This window comes from Corynebacterium amycolatum SK46 (genome assembly GCF_000173655.1).
Classification (GTDB): Bacteria; Actinomycetota; Actinomycetes; order Mycobacteriales; family Mycobacteriaceae; genus Corynebacterium; species Corynebacterium amycolatum_A.
This window is the reverse complement of sequence record NZ_ABZU01000001.1, coordinates 190,223-204,859: the sequence shown is the minus strand read 5'-3', so window position 1 is coordinate 204,859 and position 14,637 is coordinate 190,223. Positions and strand designations below refer to the sequence as shown.

General features: G+C 56.8%; 14 protein-coding genes and 5 tRNA genes. 15 read left to right on the top strand and 4 right to left on the bottom strand.

Annotated features, from left to right (window positions below; all coding sequences use genetic code 11):
- Positions 1–5 precede the first annotated feature (5 nt).
- Positions 6–728 carry an SDR family oxidoreductase gene (locus CORAM0001_RS00925; protein ID WP_005509618.1) on the bottom strand — a complete coding sequence of 241 codons (723 nt, stop codon included), beginning with the start codon at positions 726–728 and terminating at the stop codon, positions 6–8.
- On the opposite strand from CORAM0001_RS00925, the gene CORAM0001_RS00920 reads away from it, so the two are divergent.
- The gene (locus CORAM0001_RS00920; RefSeq protein WP_244261955.1) at positions 727–1,440 is read left to right on the top strand and encodes a TIM barrel protein; all 714 of its coding nucleotides are present in this window, start codon (positions 727–729) and stop codon (positions 1,438–1,440) included. The genes CORAM0001_RS00925 and CORAM0001_RS00920 overlap by 2 nt on opposite strands.
- Before the next feature lie 56 nt (positions 1,441–1,496).
- Positions 1,497–2,984 (top strand): glutamate--tRNA ligase, encoded by a 1,488-nt coding sequence (gltX, locus tag CORAM0001_RS00915; protein WP_005509651.1) that lies wholly within the window; start codon positions 1,497–1,499, stop codon positions 2,982–2,984.
- Here gltX and CORAM0001_RS00910 read toward each other — a convergent pair.
- Positions 2,968–4,377: a hypothetical protein gene (locus tag CORAM0001_RS00910; protein ID WP_005509380.1), complete on the bottom strand. Its 1,410-nt coding sequence runs from the start codon at positions 4,375–4,377 to the stop codon at positions 2,968–2,970. The two genes, gltX and CORAM0001_RS00910, sit on opposite strands and share 17 nt — an antisense overlap.
- A 281-nt stretch (positions 4,378–4,658) precedes the next feature.
- On the opposite strand from CORAM0001_RS00910, the gene CORAM0001_RS00905 reads away from it, so the two are divergent.
- The 9 genes from CORAM0001_RS00905 (at position 4,659) to CORAM0001_RS00865 (ending at position 9,826) form a co-directional block, all read left to right on the top strand.
- A tRNA-Gln gene (locus CORAM0001_RS00905) sits at positions 4,659–4,730 on the top strand.
- Between the two features lie 49 nt (positions 4,731–4,779).
- A tRNA-Glu gene (locus CORAM0001_RS00900) sits at positions 4,780–4,852 on the top strand.
- Between the two features lie 30 nt (positions 4,853–4,882).
- Positions 4,883–4,954, top strand: a tRNA-Gln gene (locus CORAM0001_RS00895).
- 39 nt (positions 4,955–4,993) lie between these two features.
- Positions 4,994–5,066, top strand: a tRNA-Glu gene (locus tag CORAM0001_RS00890).
- A 76-nt stretch (positions 5,067–5,142) separates the two neighbouring features.
- Positions 5,143–5,922, top strand: coding sequence for a tRNA threonylcarbamoyladenosine dehydratase (locus CORAM0001_RS00885; RefSeq protein WP_005509710.1), 780 nt, complete (start codon positions 5,143–5,145; stop codon positions 5,920–5,922).
- A complete protein-coding gene (locus CORAM0001_RS00880) occupies positions 5,922–6,704 on the top strand; it encodes a TatD family hydrolase (RefSeq protein ID WP_005509703.1) in 783 nt (260 codons plus the stop codon). The genes CORAM0001_RS00885 and CORAM0001_RS00880 overlap by 1 nt, the downstream gene beginning before the upstream one ends.
- Before the next feature lie 84 nt (positions 6,705–6,788).
- Positions 6,789–6,861 (top strand) — tRNA-Glu (locus CORAM0001_RS00875).
- Positions 6,862–7,055: 194 nt separating this feature from the next.
- Complete coding sequence (locus CORAM0001_RS00870) at positions 7,056–8,492, top strand: hypothetical protein (RefSeq protein WP_040360705.1); 1,437 nt, start codon at positions 7,056–7,058, stop codon at positions 8,490–8,492.
- Positions 8,493–8,716: 224 nt separating this feature from the next.
- Positions 8,717–9,826, top strand: a complete 1,110-nt coding sequence (locus tag CORAM0001_RS00865) for an acyltransferase family protein (RefSeq protein WP_005509542.1) — start codon at positions 8,717–8,719, stop codon at positions 9,824–9,826.
- On the opposite strand, the gene CORAM0001_RS00860 is transcribed toward CORAM0001_RS00865, so the two are convergent.
- Complete coding sequence (locus CORAM0001_RS00860) at positions 9,820–10,245, bottom strand: carboxymuconolactone decarboxylase family protein (RefSeq protein WP_005509465.1); 426 nt, start codon at positions 10,243–10,245, stop codon at positions 9,820–9,822. The genes CORAM0001_RS00865 and CORAM0001_RS00860 overlap by 7 nt on opposite strands.
- Positions 10,229–11,143 carry a LysR family transcriptional regulator gene (locus CORAM0001_RS00855; RefSeq protein ID WP_005509528.1) on the bottom strand — a complete coding sequence of 305 codons (915 nt, stop codon included), beginning with the start codon at positions 11,141–11,143 and terminating at the stop codon, positions 10,229–10,231. Before CORAM0001_RS00855 ends, CORAM0001_RS00860 begins: the two co-directional genes overlap by 17 nt.
- Positions 11,144–11,212: 69 nt before the next feature.
- Here CORAM0001_RS00855 and CORAM0001_RS00850 point away from each other — a divergent pair, with 69 nt between their 5' ends.
- The 4 genes from CORAM0001_RS00850 to CORAM0001_RS11375 are packed head-to-tail and all read left to right on the top strand — an operon-like array spanning position 11,213 to position 14,637.
- Positions 11,213–12,151, top strand: coding sequence for a TDT family transporter (locus CORAM0001_RS00850; protein ID WP_244261954.1), 939 nt, complete (start codon positions 11,213–11,215; stop codon positions 12,149–12,151).
- A 52-nt stretch (positions 12,152–12,203) separates the two neighbouring features.
- Positions 12,204–12,791 carry an ATP-binding cassette domain-containing protein gene (locus tag CORAM0001_RS00845; RefSeq protein ID WP_005509361.1) on the top strand — a complete coding sequence of 196 codons (588 nt, stop codon included), beginning with the start codon at positions 12,204–12,206 and terminating at the stop codon, positions 12,789–12,791.
- On the top strand, positions 12,788–13,432 hold the full coding sequence (locus CORAM0001_RS00840; RefSeq protein ID WP_040360700.1) for an ABC transporter ATP-binding protein: 645 nt from the start codon (positions 12,788–12,790) through the stop codon (positions 13,430–13,432). Before CORAM0001_RS00845 ends, CORAM0001_RS00840 begins: the two co-directional genes overlap by 4 nt.
- Entirely contained in the window at positions 13,429–14,637 is a 1,209-nt protein-coding gene (locus CORAM0001_RS11375; protein WP_005509577.1) for an MFS transporter, read from the top strand. The genes CORAM0001_RS00840 and CORAM0001_RS11375 overlap by 4 nt, the downstream gene beginning before the upstream one ends.

Below are 14,637 nucleotides of genomic sequence, written 5' to 3'. Positions count from 1 at the left end.
GCAGGCTAACCCCTACCCAAAAAGGGCATACCCGCAGCGGTAATCGTGAGCTGATCGATGACTGCACTTGCCGGCAGATTCGCGGCGTAGAGGAAGGTCTCCGCAGCCTGCTTGGCATCGAACATTGGCTCGCTGCCTGTGAACGTCCCCAACAAGTCAGTCTGCGCACTGCCAATATCAATGCGCGTTGCCGTAATGCCATACTCGCGTCCGTCGAGGGCAAGCACGTGGGTCATTCCGGCAAGCGCGCTTTTCGACGTCGCGTACGCCGCCGTATGCGCTCTCGGCACCTGCGCCGCGATAGAACAATTGACCAGGATTCGGCCGCCTGCTTGGTCCGCCTTCCCCTCACACCCCGCCTTCATCCGCGAAAAAGCCTCGCGTGCACACAGGTACGAGCCGACCACATTCGTATCGATGACCGCCCGGAAGTCTTCAATGTCGGTCTCTCCGAACTCCGCGGGCGTGCCGGGCAGCCCCGCATTGAGCACCGCAACATCAATAGTTCCCGTAGCCACCTGCGCGTTCTCAAACATCGCACGGACCTGCTCGGGGTCGGTGATGTCACACCTGGAGTAGGTGATGTTGTCCGCTTCGGCGGCAACAGTCTCGAGCGCGTCGATACGCCTGCCGCAGATATGCACGTGCCAGCCATCGGCGGCGAAAGCCAGAGCAATTTCGCGACCAATGCCCGCACCGCCGCCAGTTACTACTACCGTTTTGGTCATGAGCACAATTATTAACTGTTCTACGGTCTACGCACACATGTCCCCGCACGACGCCGTCAACGCCGCGCGTGACGACGGCTACGCGGCCGTGGAATTCTGGTGGCCATTTGACCTCGCAGTGCCCGCACCCGATGAGGTTTCCGCTTTTTGTGACCTCTTTGACGACAGCCTTGGTCTTTATGCCATGAACCTGTGGGGTGGCGATATGGCAGCGGGGCAGAGAGGAGTGCTCGATACAGATGGGCTGCCCGCGGGACACCTGGAGGCAGTGAGCCAGATCGCGCGAGCCACGGGGCTGAAATGCTCAAACGTGCTGCTGGGGCGCTCGGGGGAGCTAACGGACTTGCAGGTGCAAAAGCTGACTGAGATTACTGCCGAGCTGGAGCTCAGCGGGGTTCGCGCATTGATTGAGCCACTGTCCGGGATGAGCGATTACCCCATTACAGATCCCTGGCAAGCCGAGGAGTTAGCGCAACAGACTGGTGCTGGCGTGCTCGCGGACTTTTACCATTTTGCGGCCAATGGCGTCGACGTGGATGCTTGGCTCACTGATGTGGAGACCGGAAGAGTGAGCCTGCCGGCGCACGTCCAGATTGCCGATTTCCCAGGCCGCCGCGCGCCGGGTTCCGGTGAGGTGCCACTGCGCAGCTGGGTTGAGCGGCTGCGCGCCGCCGGATACGCCGGCGAAGTGGCTGGGGAGTGGACTCTGTAACCCTATACAAACCCTATGCATGCCTGCAGGTGGGAGGGCGGGTATCGTGGGAAAGCATGTCAGATGTTCGCGTACGCTTTTGCCCGTCGCCAACCGGTACTCCGCACGTTGGCCTCATCCGCACCGCCCTGTTCAACTGGGCATATGCCCGTCACACTGGTGGCAAGCTGATCTTCCGCATCGAAGATACCGATGCCGCTCGCGACTCCGAAGAGTCCTATCAGGCAATCATCGAGGCCTTGAATTGGCTCGGTATTGACTGGGACGAGGGCATCGACGTCGGCGGTCCGCACGGCCCGTACCGCCAGTCGCAGCGCAAGGACATCTACGCCGATGTATTGCAGCGCCTCATTGACGCCGGTGAAGCTTACGAGGCCTTTTCCACCGCTGAAGAGGTTGAGGAGCGCCACAGGGCCGCTGGCCGTGACCCGAAGCTGGGCTACGACAACTATGACCGCAACCTCACCGAGGAGCAGAAGGAAGCCTTCCGCGCGGAGGGCCGCAAGCCGGTGATTCGTCTGCGCATGCCGGATGAGGACATTGTCTTCGAGGACCTCGTCCGCGGTCGTATCGAGTTCAAGGCCGGCCTGGTTCCGGACTTCGTTATTGCCCGCTCCAACGGTGAACCGCTCTACACCCTGGTTAACCCGGTCGATGACGCTCTGATGGAGATCACTCACGTCCTGCGTGGTGAGGACCTGCTGCCATCGACGCCGCGCCAGATCGCTCTCTACGAGTCGCTGAAGCGCATCGGTGTCGCCAAGTTCACCCCGGAGTTCGGGCACCTGCCGTTCGTTATGGGCGAGGGGAATAAGAAGCTGTCCAAGCGCGACCCGCAGTCCAACCTCTTCATCCACCGCGATAACGGTTTCATCCGCGAGGGGCTGCTGAACTACCTGGCTCTGCTGGGGTGGTCTATGGACGGCGACCAGGACATCTTCACGATGGACGAGATGGTCAAGGCCTTCGATATCCACGATGTGCTGTCCAACCCGGCTCGCTTCGATCAGAAGAAGGCCGACGCTATCAACGCGGACCACATCCGCATGCTCGATCCGAAGGACTTCGAGCAGCGTCTGCGCACGTACCTGGAAAGCCACTTTGACTTCCCGGCCGACTACCCGGCGGATAAGTTCGCTTTCCTGGCAACGTTGCTGCAGACCCGTGTGAAGACGCTTTCCGACGCCTGGGACCTCTCGAAGTTCCTGGTCGTCGAAGAGGACGAGTTCACCTTCGATGAGCGCTCGGCACGTCGTAACTTCAAGGAAGACGCCGTCGCTGTCCTGGAGGCCACCATTGCAGCTGTGGAGCCGCTCAGCGAAGAGGACTTCGTCACCGAGAAGCTCGAAGCTGCACTTCAGAAGGCCCTCATCGAGGACCTAGAGCTGAAGCCGCGCAAGGCTTTCGGTCCGGTGCGTGTGGCCGTGACTGGTGCTCAGGTGTCCCCGCCACTGTTTGAGTCCATGGAGCTGCTTGGCCGCAGCCGCAGCCTGGGCCGACTGCGCAAGGCGCTCGAGGTCACTCCTTTTACTGCTGCTCAGTAAAGAGAGCTAGCTGGGCTGAGCGATGCAAGTTCGTGTAAGAGCCTAATTCTTTGCCCACCTTTTGCGGGTCGCGGTTCAGCATATTCATGGAGGTTTCGCGGTAGTCCTTGACCAGCGAGCTCATGTGCTTATTGAAGAACTCGTGCCAGTCGGTTCCCCAGTAGACCGTGCCGTCCTCGTTGCGCTTGAGCAGGGCGGCGAAGGCATAGACAAGCGGGTAGATGAACCCGTCCGGAATCGCGTAGCCGATAGGCTGACGGTAGAACTTCGAGTACTTCTGTGGAGTCTTGCCAGTCCGCAGGCTCTTCTTGTTGGCCTTGTTGACTGCATCAATGCCACCGAATTTGCCGCCACTCTCGTTATAGAGATCGGGTAGTTCCGCGTTGATGCGCTCGAAAATGTCGATGAAGTCGCGGGTGAGGTTCAAGGCACTGCGAACCTTCTCGTTGTAGAGAACTACCTCTTCGGTGCGCTCATTGATGTTCTCGGTGCTGGGCTTGGTCACCTCAGGTGAGCTCATGACATCCTCGAAGCGGTCAAGCAGCTTGGCCTTGCCGGAGTAGAGGCTGGTCGGATACGGTGCTTCAATCTGCTTGCCGTCGGCATCCTTCGGCAGGTCAATACAGGACAGCGGAATCCAGGCCATAGCGATGACATCGCTCACCTTCAGACGTCCAGTATCGTTGGTTCGCCACTGTACGTTGTCGCTAATTCCCTGCGGCAGTGTGTGCTTCAACTCATCGAAGTAGCCAGCGCGGTTGAGTTTTGCCTCCGCCTTGAGCTCCGCATTGTTGTTGCGGGCCGCACAGATATCAAGCAGCGCATCGGAGAAGTCCTGCACAGTGTCCTCGTCCCGAGCACCGGGCACGAGTACCTCTACCGGAACACGGGCATCGAGCTCGGTGAGGCTTTCGTCGGCAAGCAATTCCTCGATTTCCTCCGTACGCTCCGACCAGACCTCCTTCATTTCGGACCACGTCTTGATTTTGCGGCTAGGCGGTGGAGTGAGCTTGCCCAGGACGAACAGCGCGATAGCCAGCGAGTTGTGGCCGCCGTCGAGGATGCCTTCGATGCGACGGTTACTGAAGGTGAAGCGGTAGAGATTGTCTTCACTGGTGAACTGAGTGGAGGCCAGGAGCACACCCTTGGACTTGTAGGCGAAGAGCTCCGGCGTGGTGTCGATGGTTTCCATGATGGCATCGGTGATACGGCCGGTGCGGGACACGCGTGGGTTGGCGTCGAGGTTGAGAGCCGAGATGATTTTCGCGAACTGACGGATAGTGACAGTGCCGATGATGCGACCGATGGTGCCGTTCATTTGCTCCGTGATGTCGGAGAACTCCAGCTCGAGCGTGATAGGGGCGGTTGTTGCCGTTGTTGTTGGGGAAGTCATGATGCCTGCCTTTCAGGTCTGGTTCTTGGTGTGTGGCGGCTGTTTGTCAGCCGCTTCACCACGAAGTGTCTCCTGAAGGGCGGATCGGCTTTGAGTTGCGATCGAATGGGCTTTCGATCTCGGGCTGCGTTAGTTATATGCACCGCATTAGTTATGCATTAGTCATGCGCACTGCTGAGGTGGGCTGTGGGTCCTCACGAATTCAAACGAGCCTTTGACCAGGTGATTTGCTCTTGTTGGCGCGAATTAGCTATATTATTCCTCGTTGCGTTCAGCAGCGATGGCCTATGGTGTAATTGGCAACACAACGGTTTCTGGTACCGTCATTCTAGGTTCGAGTCCTGGTAGGCCAGCAGTGAAGAAGTTCATTGTTGAATGTATTCACTAACTGCAAAGTTCTAAGCCCCGTTCGTCTAGCGGCCTAGGACGCCGCCCTCTCACGGCGGTAACACGGGTTCAAATCCCGTACGGGGTACAAAGACGGCGTGAAAGCGCCAGTCTTTATTGGCCTATGGTGTAATTGGCAACACAACGGTTTCTGGTACCGTCATTCTAGGTTCGAGTCCTGGTAGGCCAGCGGAATTCGCTCACTCGGTTGAGTTGGATTCAGTTCTAAGCCCCGTTCGTCTAGCGGCCTAGGACGCCGCCCTCTCACGGCGGTAACACGGGTTCAAATCCCGTACGGGGTACAAAGTTACTCCCCAGTCGGTCGGCTGGGGAGTTTTTGTTTTTTAAGAATCGAGGCGACTATGACCAGGGGCGACTATGACCAGTGAACGTTTCGCACGACTGAAGCTTCTCCTAGGGGAGGAGGGGCTAGAAACGTTGGCTGAATCTACCGTCATGGTTGTCGGACTCGGAGGCGTGGGGTCGAGTTGTGCCGAAGCTCTCGCGCGAGGTGGCGTGGGCAACCTCATCTTGATTGACGGCGACGTCGTGGAGCCGAGCAATCTCAACCGTCAGGCGCTGGCATTTGTCTCGACGATTGGTCGGGTCAAAGCCGAGGTTATGGAGGCGATGGTTGCCGATATCAACCCGGATTGTACGACCTATGCCCGCCAGATCTTTCTCACACGCGAAAACCTGGCGGAGACCTTCGAGCAGTTACCGCGTCCGGATTACATCATCGACGCTATCGACGATGTCACCGGCAAGATTGAGATCGCGCAGTGGTGCGCGGAAAATCGTGTCCACCTTATTTCCGCTATGGGCGGCGGAAATAAGCTCGACCCGGCTCGGCTGACCTTCTCAAAAATCAATAAGACAAAGGTCTGTCCACTGGCGAAAGTCGTCCGTCAGGTGTGTATCCGCCGACGCATTCGCGGTCTTGAGGTGCTGTACTCCTCCGAAGAACCAGTGCGAATTGCAGATAAAGGCAGCGGCGCTAAAGCGGAAACCCTCGGTACCATGAGCTACATACCGCCAATCATGGGGCAGATGCTGGCCGGAAAGGTCATTCGCCGTCTGCTCGGGTTCGAGGAAACCCCGCTGGCCCCGCGCATCGGCGGTCCGGCCGACGAAAACCAGCCACCAACGGAAAAGTAATGCGGCTCATCGATACCCACTTTCACTACGATTTCCTGCCACCGGTTTCGCGCGAGCGCTTCAAAGCCGGTATTGCGCAGGAAGGCGTGGAGATCATCGCGCAGACAGTCCGGCCCTCCGGATTTGTCGAGCTAGAGCGCGAGAATCTCCCCATGGTCGCCGTGGGCTATCACCCGTGGTATATCGATGATAATTGCGAGCGTGAGCTCGAGATCTTTCGCGAGGCCCTTCCACGCACCCGTTTCGTCGGCGAGATTGGCTTGGACTTCGCGCCCCGCAGGCTTGACGACGTTCCTGCCGAGACTCAAATCCATGTTTTCACCAGCATCTTAGATGCTGTCCAAGCCTCGAGCCTGTCACATATCCTGTCCATTCACACGGTTCGCAGCGCCGATACGGTGCTCGACCTGCTGGAGCAGGACTTGGTCTCGAACTCCGGCTCCACGTCCGGTAAGAATTTCGTGCCCATCTTTCACCGTTTCGGTGGCACCAGCGATGAGCTGACCAGGCTTATCCGAGCCGGTGGCTACATCTCCGTCAATCCGCTCATGCTGCGGACAAAGCGCGGGCGGGCCTATGTGTCGCAGGTGCCCGTCGATAGGCTTTTGCTGGAAACTGATCTTCCGCGCGACCCCGGAAGCGGTGATGCGGTGGAGGTGGTTTCTGCAGCGCTCGTCGCTGCGTTGCGGGACACTGTCGCCGAAGTTGCGACTTTGCGAAGTATGGATGAAGCGGAGCTTAAAAACGCATTGGCAGAAAACGCGGAAGCACTTGGCATTTAACGCCTTGACCTGGCGATTTGCAGTTAATATCCACGTCTAGTGTATTGTTTAACAAGTCCGCAGCGCGCGGATAAAAAGTTCTAAGCCCCGTTCGTCTAGCGGCCTAGGACGCCGCCCTCTCACGGCGGTAACACGGGTTCAAATCCCGTACGGGGTACAAAGTGGCAGTTTCGCTTCTCTGACCTAGACAGTTCATGAAAACGGAATTTGCGACACAGAATCCCGATTCGATTGATTACGAATCGGGATTTTCTCTTCTCAAATGTCCTTCCCCATAAATCTCAAGACAATTACAGGGGTAGCAGCCGAACGAATCTTTTCCCCGCTTTTAGTTTGCGTGACAATAGAGGTATGGCTGCGAAAGAGCTAACCGGCAGACAGAAGAAAGTCCTTGGATGGATTGTGGACGGCTGCACCGGTGCCCCTCCGTATGAGGCGTTTAAGAATACAGCGCGCATGTTAGAGGGGCATAAGCTAGTCAAGATTTCGGGTCACGGTGATAAGTGGAAGGCTGTAGCTACAAAACGTGGTGAGAGAGTTTACGCCGGTACCGAGCCGCTTGTAGTTAATAGGAAGCGGCGGAAGAATGTGGATGCAAAAGAGTCACCCGTGCCCTCCACGTTGAAAAACCCAAGACCAACGCCGGAACCCGCCAAGCCTGAAGTTGATTTAACTCCTTACGTAGCTCGAATACGCCAAGGTATTGGAGAGTCGGACCTCGACGTTTTTTCAATCGTGGCTTCAATCGATGAAATTGACGACTTCTGGTTACCTGCAGCTGCGAAACTTTCTCGTGATAGGTCTTGGCTGTCAAGCAGCCAGGTCTTTGACTACGAGGGAAGAACCTTCGTATATAGCCATGAGAAGCCCCGATTCAAGGCCGCTGTTATCTCTATCGAGCCAATGAAACTGGTTGGGTGGAGGGAGATTTTACGTGGTGACAAACGTGTGTCTAAATACAATAAGAAAGCTGTCGAAGCGTTTGGATACTACAAGCGGCAGTTTAGTTCCGATGTGCAATTGCGGGTAAAGCGAGTTTTGCATGTGCTCTTCACAGAGATTGAACTGAACGGTGGCCGGATAGAAATAGAGACTTGGTACGACTCATGGTCTAAAGAGAAAGTGCTTCGTGCAGTCAAGCTCGGCTTTGATTTCGATCTTCAAGAGCTCAAGTTCCGCGAGAGATATAACCGGGTGCAACGTGAGCCAACGCAAGAAGAAATTGATGATCACAACCGTTGGCACGAGGGCGAAAAGATGAGACGCTTCTGGGAAAAAATCCCGAATGGTCAACTTGTCCTTGAATTTCGAGGGATGTCCGCGCGTGATTCGAAGAAGAACTCAGAAGCGTTTGCTGACGGCATTGAGTCCTATTTCAAGTGGCATCAAATTCGGGAATTCTGGAAGAAGACGGATTATGAGATTGCTGGCAAAGAGAGGGCGCTCCGAGCCAAGCAATATGAGTTCGCTAAGCCAATCGCTGCGAAGACTGTCGCGAAGGATTTCTATTTCGACGCGTTGTATCAGCGCTCTCAGGAGTTAAAAAAGTTTGAAGCGGTGTGTTCCTATCTCGAATATGTGAAGCGAATTGAGCCTGACAGTCCGTGGATTTCATGGGCTGAGAAGTATCTCGACACGTTCAATCCCAAGTACCGTTTATCGATGCCAAATCCACCTGCGCTCGACATTAAGGCCAATGCCGGGCTCATTGAGAAGATTATTGATGTGCTTGGCAGAGATGAAAGCACGTGGGTCGACGCGTTCCCGGACGGTGAATTTCACGGCTGATTTTTCTATAGAGCCGTGCATGTAACGGCTAGTCTGATAGCTCGTGAGTTGATTACTGAATGACATCGTCAAGCGGACCTTAACTAGAACATCTGGGCGCTCGAACAGGCACGAGTTTGCTCAGTGCATCTTGAGCACCGCCGAGAACATGTAGAAGAAATTATGTAGATTCCACTTTTGCCGAAACAACACGGGGAAGTACTTTGCGCTCCTAAAATAATGGCATGAATTCGGCCAAGTCCACCTACGTCCCGGAGCTGACCAGCATCCGAGCCATCGGCGCATTCGGCGTCCTGCTTACGCACGCGGCGTTTTGGACTGGACATTACACGGACAATTGGTGGGGGCGTCTCAACGGTCGGTTCGAAATCGGTGTCACCATCTTCTTCGTGCTCAGCGCGTTTCTGCTTACAGGACGTTGGCTCGGTTCGCTTGACGACGTCCTCGCGAAACCGCCCAGCCTGCGGAAATACTTCATTAGTCGTGCAAAGAGAGTCCTGCCGGCTTATTGGATTGTGGTCACTGCGGCGTTTCTCATTCACGCCGCAGATGACCCGCCGCCGGCCGGTGGTGGTCTGCAAGGCTGGCTGCGGTCGATGTCTTTTACTCAGACTCTCCAATTCGGTTGGATTCACCCAGGTTTGTCGCAGATGTGGTCGATGGTGGTGGAGGTTGGTTTCTACCTGGTGCTGCCTCTGGTCGGACTTGGCATCTGGACGATTACAAAGGGGCGTCTGCGTCCTGGCCAAACACTGGCCATCATCATTGGTTTTGGTCTTATCGGTCCGGTCTGGACTGTGCTGTCTCATCAGGAAAAGCTGCTGCCGGTAGTGTCACGGCTGTGGCCGATGGCGTATTTCGACTGGTTCGCCATCGGCATGCTACTGGCGTACGGGCGAAAGGTTGGCTGGCGCGTTAATTTGGCGGCCAGCTGGCTGATAGCGCTAGTGCTGTTTGCGCTGTCGACGACCACACATGTGGGGCCAGCAACCTTAGTGCCGGATGATGTCAATCAGGCGTTGTGGAAGACCACACTGTACGGCCTGTCCGCTGGTGCATTCGTGGCCCCAATTGCACTGGGCACCGAGGTACGGTGGCTTCGTCATCCAGCCATGATCTGGCTGGGCGAAGTTTCCTACGAGTTCTTCCTCGTCCATGTGTTGGTCATGGACTGGGTGATGAAGGTGATGGGCTACCAGACCTTCCAGGGCTCGATGCTGGCAGTGGCAATTGTTACCACTGTCATCACTTTGCCACTGTCGTGGCTGCTGCGGTGTATCACTGATGTGCTTACGCGGCGACCGGGGCCGGCGAGCCCGTGGGCTGCCTACTGATTGTCGTCGTCAAGCGGGCCGAGCTCAGCAACTAGCACTTCCTGCGCGACCTTCATCGCGGACAGCGCGGCCGGTGCGCCACAGTAGCCAGAAGCGTGGACGATGGCTTCGGTGATCTCGGTGCGGGTCAGGCCGTTGGCGAGGGCACCCTTGATGTGGCCACGCAGCTCTTCGGTGGCGCGCAGAGCGACGAGCATTCCAATGTTGAGCAGAGAGCGATCACGCTTGGCCAGCCCTTCGCGGCTCCAGACAGAGCCCCAGACTGTGGCGGTGATGTGCTTCTGCAGGGTCTCTCCGTCGGAGCCTGCGTTACGAGAAAGGGCGGCATCGACGAATTCGTCGCCCATTACCTCGCGGCGGATTTGGATACCGGCATCGTAGCGGTCGGAGGAAAAGAGTTCATCATTGGGATTGCTCATGCTTGCTAAGTATAGGACTAGCAATGCGGATAAATTCCGAAATGTCCCCACTAGCTTCACTGCCACGACGCATGACCACGCTGAGGTTGCGAGTAAAAACGGTGTCGGTGGGGACGATGACAATGCGCCCGAGCGTTACCTGATCGCGAATTGCGCCGCGGGCGATGATTGTTGGCGATGCCAACGCAATCATGCCAGCGCGCTGTGCCGAAAGGGAGCCAAATTCTCCGGCGGGTTCGGTGAGAGTGCCCAGTGCATCTTCCACCACCTTTCGGCTACCGGAACCTGGTTCGCGAATAACAAGTGGCGTCGCGCGCAGTTCCTCGATGGATATTGCATTATGCACCGCAGCCCGCTCAGACCACGGATGCCCAGTCGGCACGGCGAGGACCAGTTCGTCGGTGCCGATGATCCGTTCTTCGAGGTCGTGCCGACCAGCCTCGCCCTCTACCAGGCCGAAGTCCACCGCACTGTCGGCTACTAGTTGCCGCACCTCGCGGGAGTTTGCCTGCACCATCGACAGTTTGACTGTGGGATGTTGCCGGTGGAACTCGGCGGCCCAGCCGGGGTAGTAGAGCTCAGCGACAGTGTTGGACACCGCAAGGGTGAGGTGGCGGGGAACATTGTCGGAACGCAAGCTGGCGGCAATGCCCGAAAATCTGTGGCAGGCGGCGAGGAGGTCTGGGAGGGCGTCGATAAGCATTTGCCCTTTTTCCGTAGGTGAGACGCCGTAAGGGGAGCGTTCGAAGACTGTGATTCCCAGCGCTTTCTCCGCCCGTGCGATGCGTGCGGACATGGTCTGCTGGTTGGTGCCGAGCTCACGCGCGGCCTTCGAGATCGACCCCGCATGGGCGACGGTTAGAAGTGCTTCGAGTTCGGACACAGCGGAGGGGTACATGCATCAATGGTACCCCTTACAGAGGTTCGTGATAGCTGTGACTGCAGCAAGGCCAAATACGGTTTGAGCATGACCAACTCTTCTCGCCGTGATGTGCTTGCGCCCGCCGGGCCCGCGTGGGCAGGATCTCTGATGGGTACGTCCATCTTCGCCACGCTTGCGCACATTCATGACGTGCCGATGGTTCCGGAACTGCTTCTCATCGTGGCAGTAAGCATTCTCGGTTTCATAGTGGTTGGCTGGTTGCGTCTTCGAAACCCGCCTTTCCACTCGAAGTTGATGGCACCGTGGGGCATGCTCTCGATGGGCATCATGGCTCTCGGTAGTTCCGCAAGCTCGGTGTTCAACGATTCTGCGTGGCAGCGGGCGACCTGGTGGATTGGCGCGCCGCTGGCAATCTACGTCAGCCTTCGTCAACTGCGAGGATTCGAAGGCGAGCCGACTTTTCAGTGGGGCCTTGCGCTGGTCGCCCCGATGGTGGCAGCGACTAGCGGCGCGCAGCTGAGCGTTGACTACGGCACGCGCTATCACGTCTGCGCACAAGTATTCTTCTGTATGGCGCTGATTACGGTTCTGCCGATCTTCGTACGCTGCTACGTCGCCCTGTTCTCCGGCATCATGCGCATCCCCGATTCCATCGCCGGCACTGCCTGGATTCCGCTCGGTTTGGTCGGTCAGTCCACGGCCGCCGCGCAGCTGCTTTTCAACCGAACCTTCGCCGTCGCTTACGGCACCACCGTGCTCATTGTCGGTCTCTTCCTCGCGGCCATTGCTTTACGACGATTCACTCGCGCCGTAATCCGTTGGGCCGGATACAGCCCTGGTTGGTGGGGTGCAACCTTCCCCGTGGGCACGCTGAGCCTTGGTACGCACAGTCTGGGTGACACTGCCGACGCGCAGTGGCTGTACGCCGTCAGTGCCGGGTTACTGTGTTTGCTGGCTGTGCACTGGTGTGTGTGCGTGGCTCGATTTGGTTGGTGGGCGCGAGAGCTGGCAGTACGGATTTAGAGTTCAAGGTGTTAAACTCCCCGTAATGAAACTGATTGGCAAGAAGGAGAGAATGGGCGATTCTGCGATAGTGCGCTTGCGCGATGTCGATGTATCAGCTGGCGAACTGACCGTACTCCACATCGACAAACTTGATATTTTCCCAAAGGACATTGTCGCGGTGATGGGGCAGTCAGGATCGGGAAAGACGTCGTTTCTTCGCACATTAAGTCAACAAGGTCTGCGGACCAGCTTTATTATGCAAGACACTTTGGCGTGCCTTAACCCTCTTGTACGCTGCGATCGGCAAGTGCGAATTCTTGCGCACAACAGTGGTTTCGATGCTCTCGAGGCTTGCGGTATTTCCCGAGAACAGGCTCATCGCTATCCCATGGAGCTCTCCGGCGGTCAGCGTCAGCGTGTCGCAATTGCGGCCGCGCTGGCGACGAAACCGTCGCCTTCGCTGCTGCTTGCCGACGAACCTACTTCCTCGCTGGACCCGATTGCGACTCTTGAGGTAGTAGGCGCTCTGCAGAAGCTACATGAGCGCACGCAAACAGCCATCGTTATTGCCACCCACGACGAGGGAGTAGCACGAAAGATCGCTACACGAATCCTCTATTTGGAAAGTGGCACTGTGGAAGAGCGAATCTGCGCATGATCAGTATCGATGGAGTTACTTGCAAAGGCAGGCTCCTCGATGTCACTCTCACGATTCCGCAGGGAAGCGTGGTTGGCATCATGGGGCGATCAGGAGCGGGCAAGAGTAGCCTAATCAGTCTCCTGACAGGCCAGTTGTGTCCGGACAGCGGCACAGTCACGATGGCACAGGGGCCAATTGGCTATATTCCGCAGAACCCAGACGCCACGCTATTGCCACATCGGCCGGTAATCGACAGCATTTGTGAGTTCGCAACTGGAGATGTTCGAGCGATGCTGGAATCTCTGGGGCTCGATCCGGAATTTGCATATCGACGACCCCACGAGCTCTCTGGCGGTCAGCGCCAGCGAATGGCAATCGCACGTGCGGTCATTGGCAAACCGGAACTGATTATTGCCGATGAAGCGTTTTCCGCTCTGGACCGGGATACCGCTTCCATGCTGGAGGAGGTCCTACTCGGCACTGAAGCGACGGTACTGCTGGTGTCTCATGACATAAACAGCTTGTTGCGACTGTGTGATCACATAATCGTCATGTCAGCAGGGGAAGCGGTCTTTAGCGGCCCGGTTGGAGAGCTCGATAAAACCGGTATTCCTGAAGTTGTTGAGCTCCTGTCGGCTGCCGAGGAGCTAGCGTCGTGAAGCAATTGCCCAAAAAGATTCAAGCACTGTTGATTACGCAGCTGCTTTTCAACATCGGCTTTTACCTCGTTGTCCCGTTCATTGCCGTGGAGCTCTCGAACAACTTAGGGGCCAGCGGTGCCGTGGTGGGGCTGGTACTTGGTGTACGAACCTTTAGTCAACAGGGAATGTTCTTCCTGGGCGGCGGTCTTGTCGATCGTTTCGGGGCAATCAAAGTGTTGCTCGTTGGAGTTGCGCTTCGCGTTGTAGGTTTCCTGGTAACTGGACTGGCAACCTCCGTGCCAATGATGTTTGTTGGCGTTGTCCTTATTGGCTTTGCGGCCGCACTGTTCTCGCCTGCAGTTGAATCCTTGTTGGCTGGTGGGGGTGCCGAACTCGAGAAACAAGGAGTGTGTACACGTGTACGACTCTTTGCTCTTGACGAAAGCTATTCCCGTTTGGGCTCGCTTACCGGCCCTGTGGTGGGTGCGCTGTTGATCCCGATTGGTTTTTCAGCTGTTTCCTTTGCCGGCGCAGCCATCTTTACCGGCATCTTTGTGATGCATCTGCTGTTAGCGCGGAGATGGGAAGGCGTGCATTCAGCTGGTGGCAGTATGACTGCCGCGTGGGGGCGAATCCTTCGCAATCGAGCGTTCATTGTGTTCGCGGTGTTCTACTCGACCTATTTGCTCGCCTATAACCAGCAGTATTTGGCCCTTCCTGTAGAACTGCGTCGCGCCACGGGCAGCGATGAGTATCTGAGCTGGTTTTTTGTCATCTCAGCGGTATTCGTTATCGGGCTGCAAACCACTGTGACTAAATGGGCCGAAAAACTGCCTATAGGAGTTGCCATTAGTGGCGGTTTTGGACTGATGGCGTTTGCCTTCGCCATCATTGCGGTCTGCGCGCCTATCCGCATGGAGGGATGGTGGGCCTTAGCCCCGGCAGTGACAATGCTGTTAGTGATGCATCTCGGAATGATGATTGCAGTTCCGATAGCCAAAGACCTCGTCGGAAAACTAACCGGAAATAAGGACCTCGGTTCTGCATACGGTTTTCTGAACAGCTTCGGTGGACTCGCCGTTTTAGTGGGGTCAATTGTGGTTGGTGCCACCTTGGATTGGGCCGAGACCCCACAGCTGTTGGCAGCAGCGCCGTGGGCAATCATGACCGTTTTATTGCTGATATCGGCAGTGGGGCTAATCAAGCTGAGACAGCAGCACTAG

Coding starts and splice junctions, on each gene's coding strand:
- CORAM0001_RS00870 (WP_040360705.1), top strand. CDS start 7,056: ATGGCTGCGAAAGAGCTAACCGGCAGACAGAAGAAAGTCCTTGGATGG.
- CORAM0001_RS00910 (WP_005509380.1), bottom strand. CDS start 4,377: ATGACTTCCCCAACAACAACGGCAACAACCGCCCCTATCACGCTCGAG.
- CORAM0001_RS00880 (WP_005509703.1), top strand. CDS start 5,922: ATGCGGCTCATCGATACCCACTTTCACTACGATTTCCTGCCACCGGTT.
- CORAM0001_RS00925 (WP_005509618.1), bottom strand. CDS start 728: ATGACCAAAACGGTAGTAGTAACTGGCGGCGGTGCGGGCATTGGTCGC.
- gltX (WP_005509651.1), top strand. CDS start 1,497: ATGTCAGATGTTCGCGTACGCTTTTGCCCGTCGCCAACCGGTACTCCG.
- CORAM0001_RS00845 (WP_005509361.1), top strand. CDS start 12,204: ATGGGCGATTCTGCGATAGTGCGCTTGCGCGATGTCGATGTATCAGCT.
- CORAM0001_RS00885 (WP_005509710.1), top strand. CDS start 5,143: ATGACCAGTGAACGTTTCGCACGACTGAAGCTTCTCCTAGGGGAGGAG.
- CORAM0001_RS00865 (WP_005509542.1), top strand. CDS start 8,717: ATGAATTCGGCCAAGTCCACCTACGTCCCGGAGCTGACCAGCATCCGA.
- CORAM0001_RS00855 (WP_005509528.1), bottom strand. CDS start 11,143: ATGTACCCCTCCGCTGTGTCCGAACTCGAAGCACTTCTAACCGTCGCC.
- CORAM0001_RS00850 (WP_244261954.1), top strand. CDS start 11,213: ATGACCAACTCTTCTCGCCGTGATGTGCTTGCGCCCGCCGGGCCCGCG.
- CORAM0001_RS00860 (WP_005509465.1), bottom strand. CDS start 10,245: ATGAGCAATCCCAATGATGAACTCTTTTCCTCCGACCGCTACGATGCC.
- CORAM0001_RS00840 (WP_040360700.1), top strand. CDS start 12,788: ATGATCAGTATCGATGGAGTTACTTGCAAAGGCAGGCTCCTCGATGTC.
- CORAM0001_RS00920 (WP_244261955.1), top strand. CDS start 727: ATGAGCACAATTATTAACTGTTCTACGGTCTACGCACACATGTCCCCG.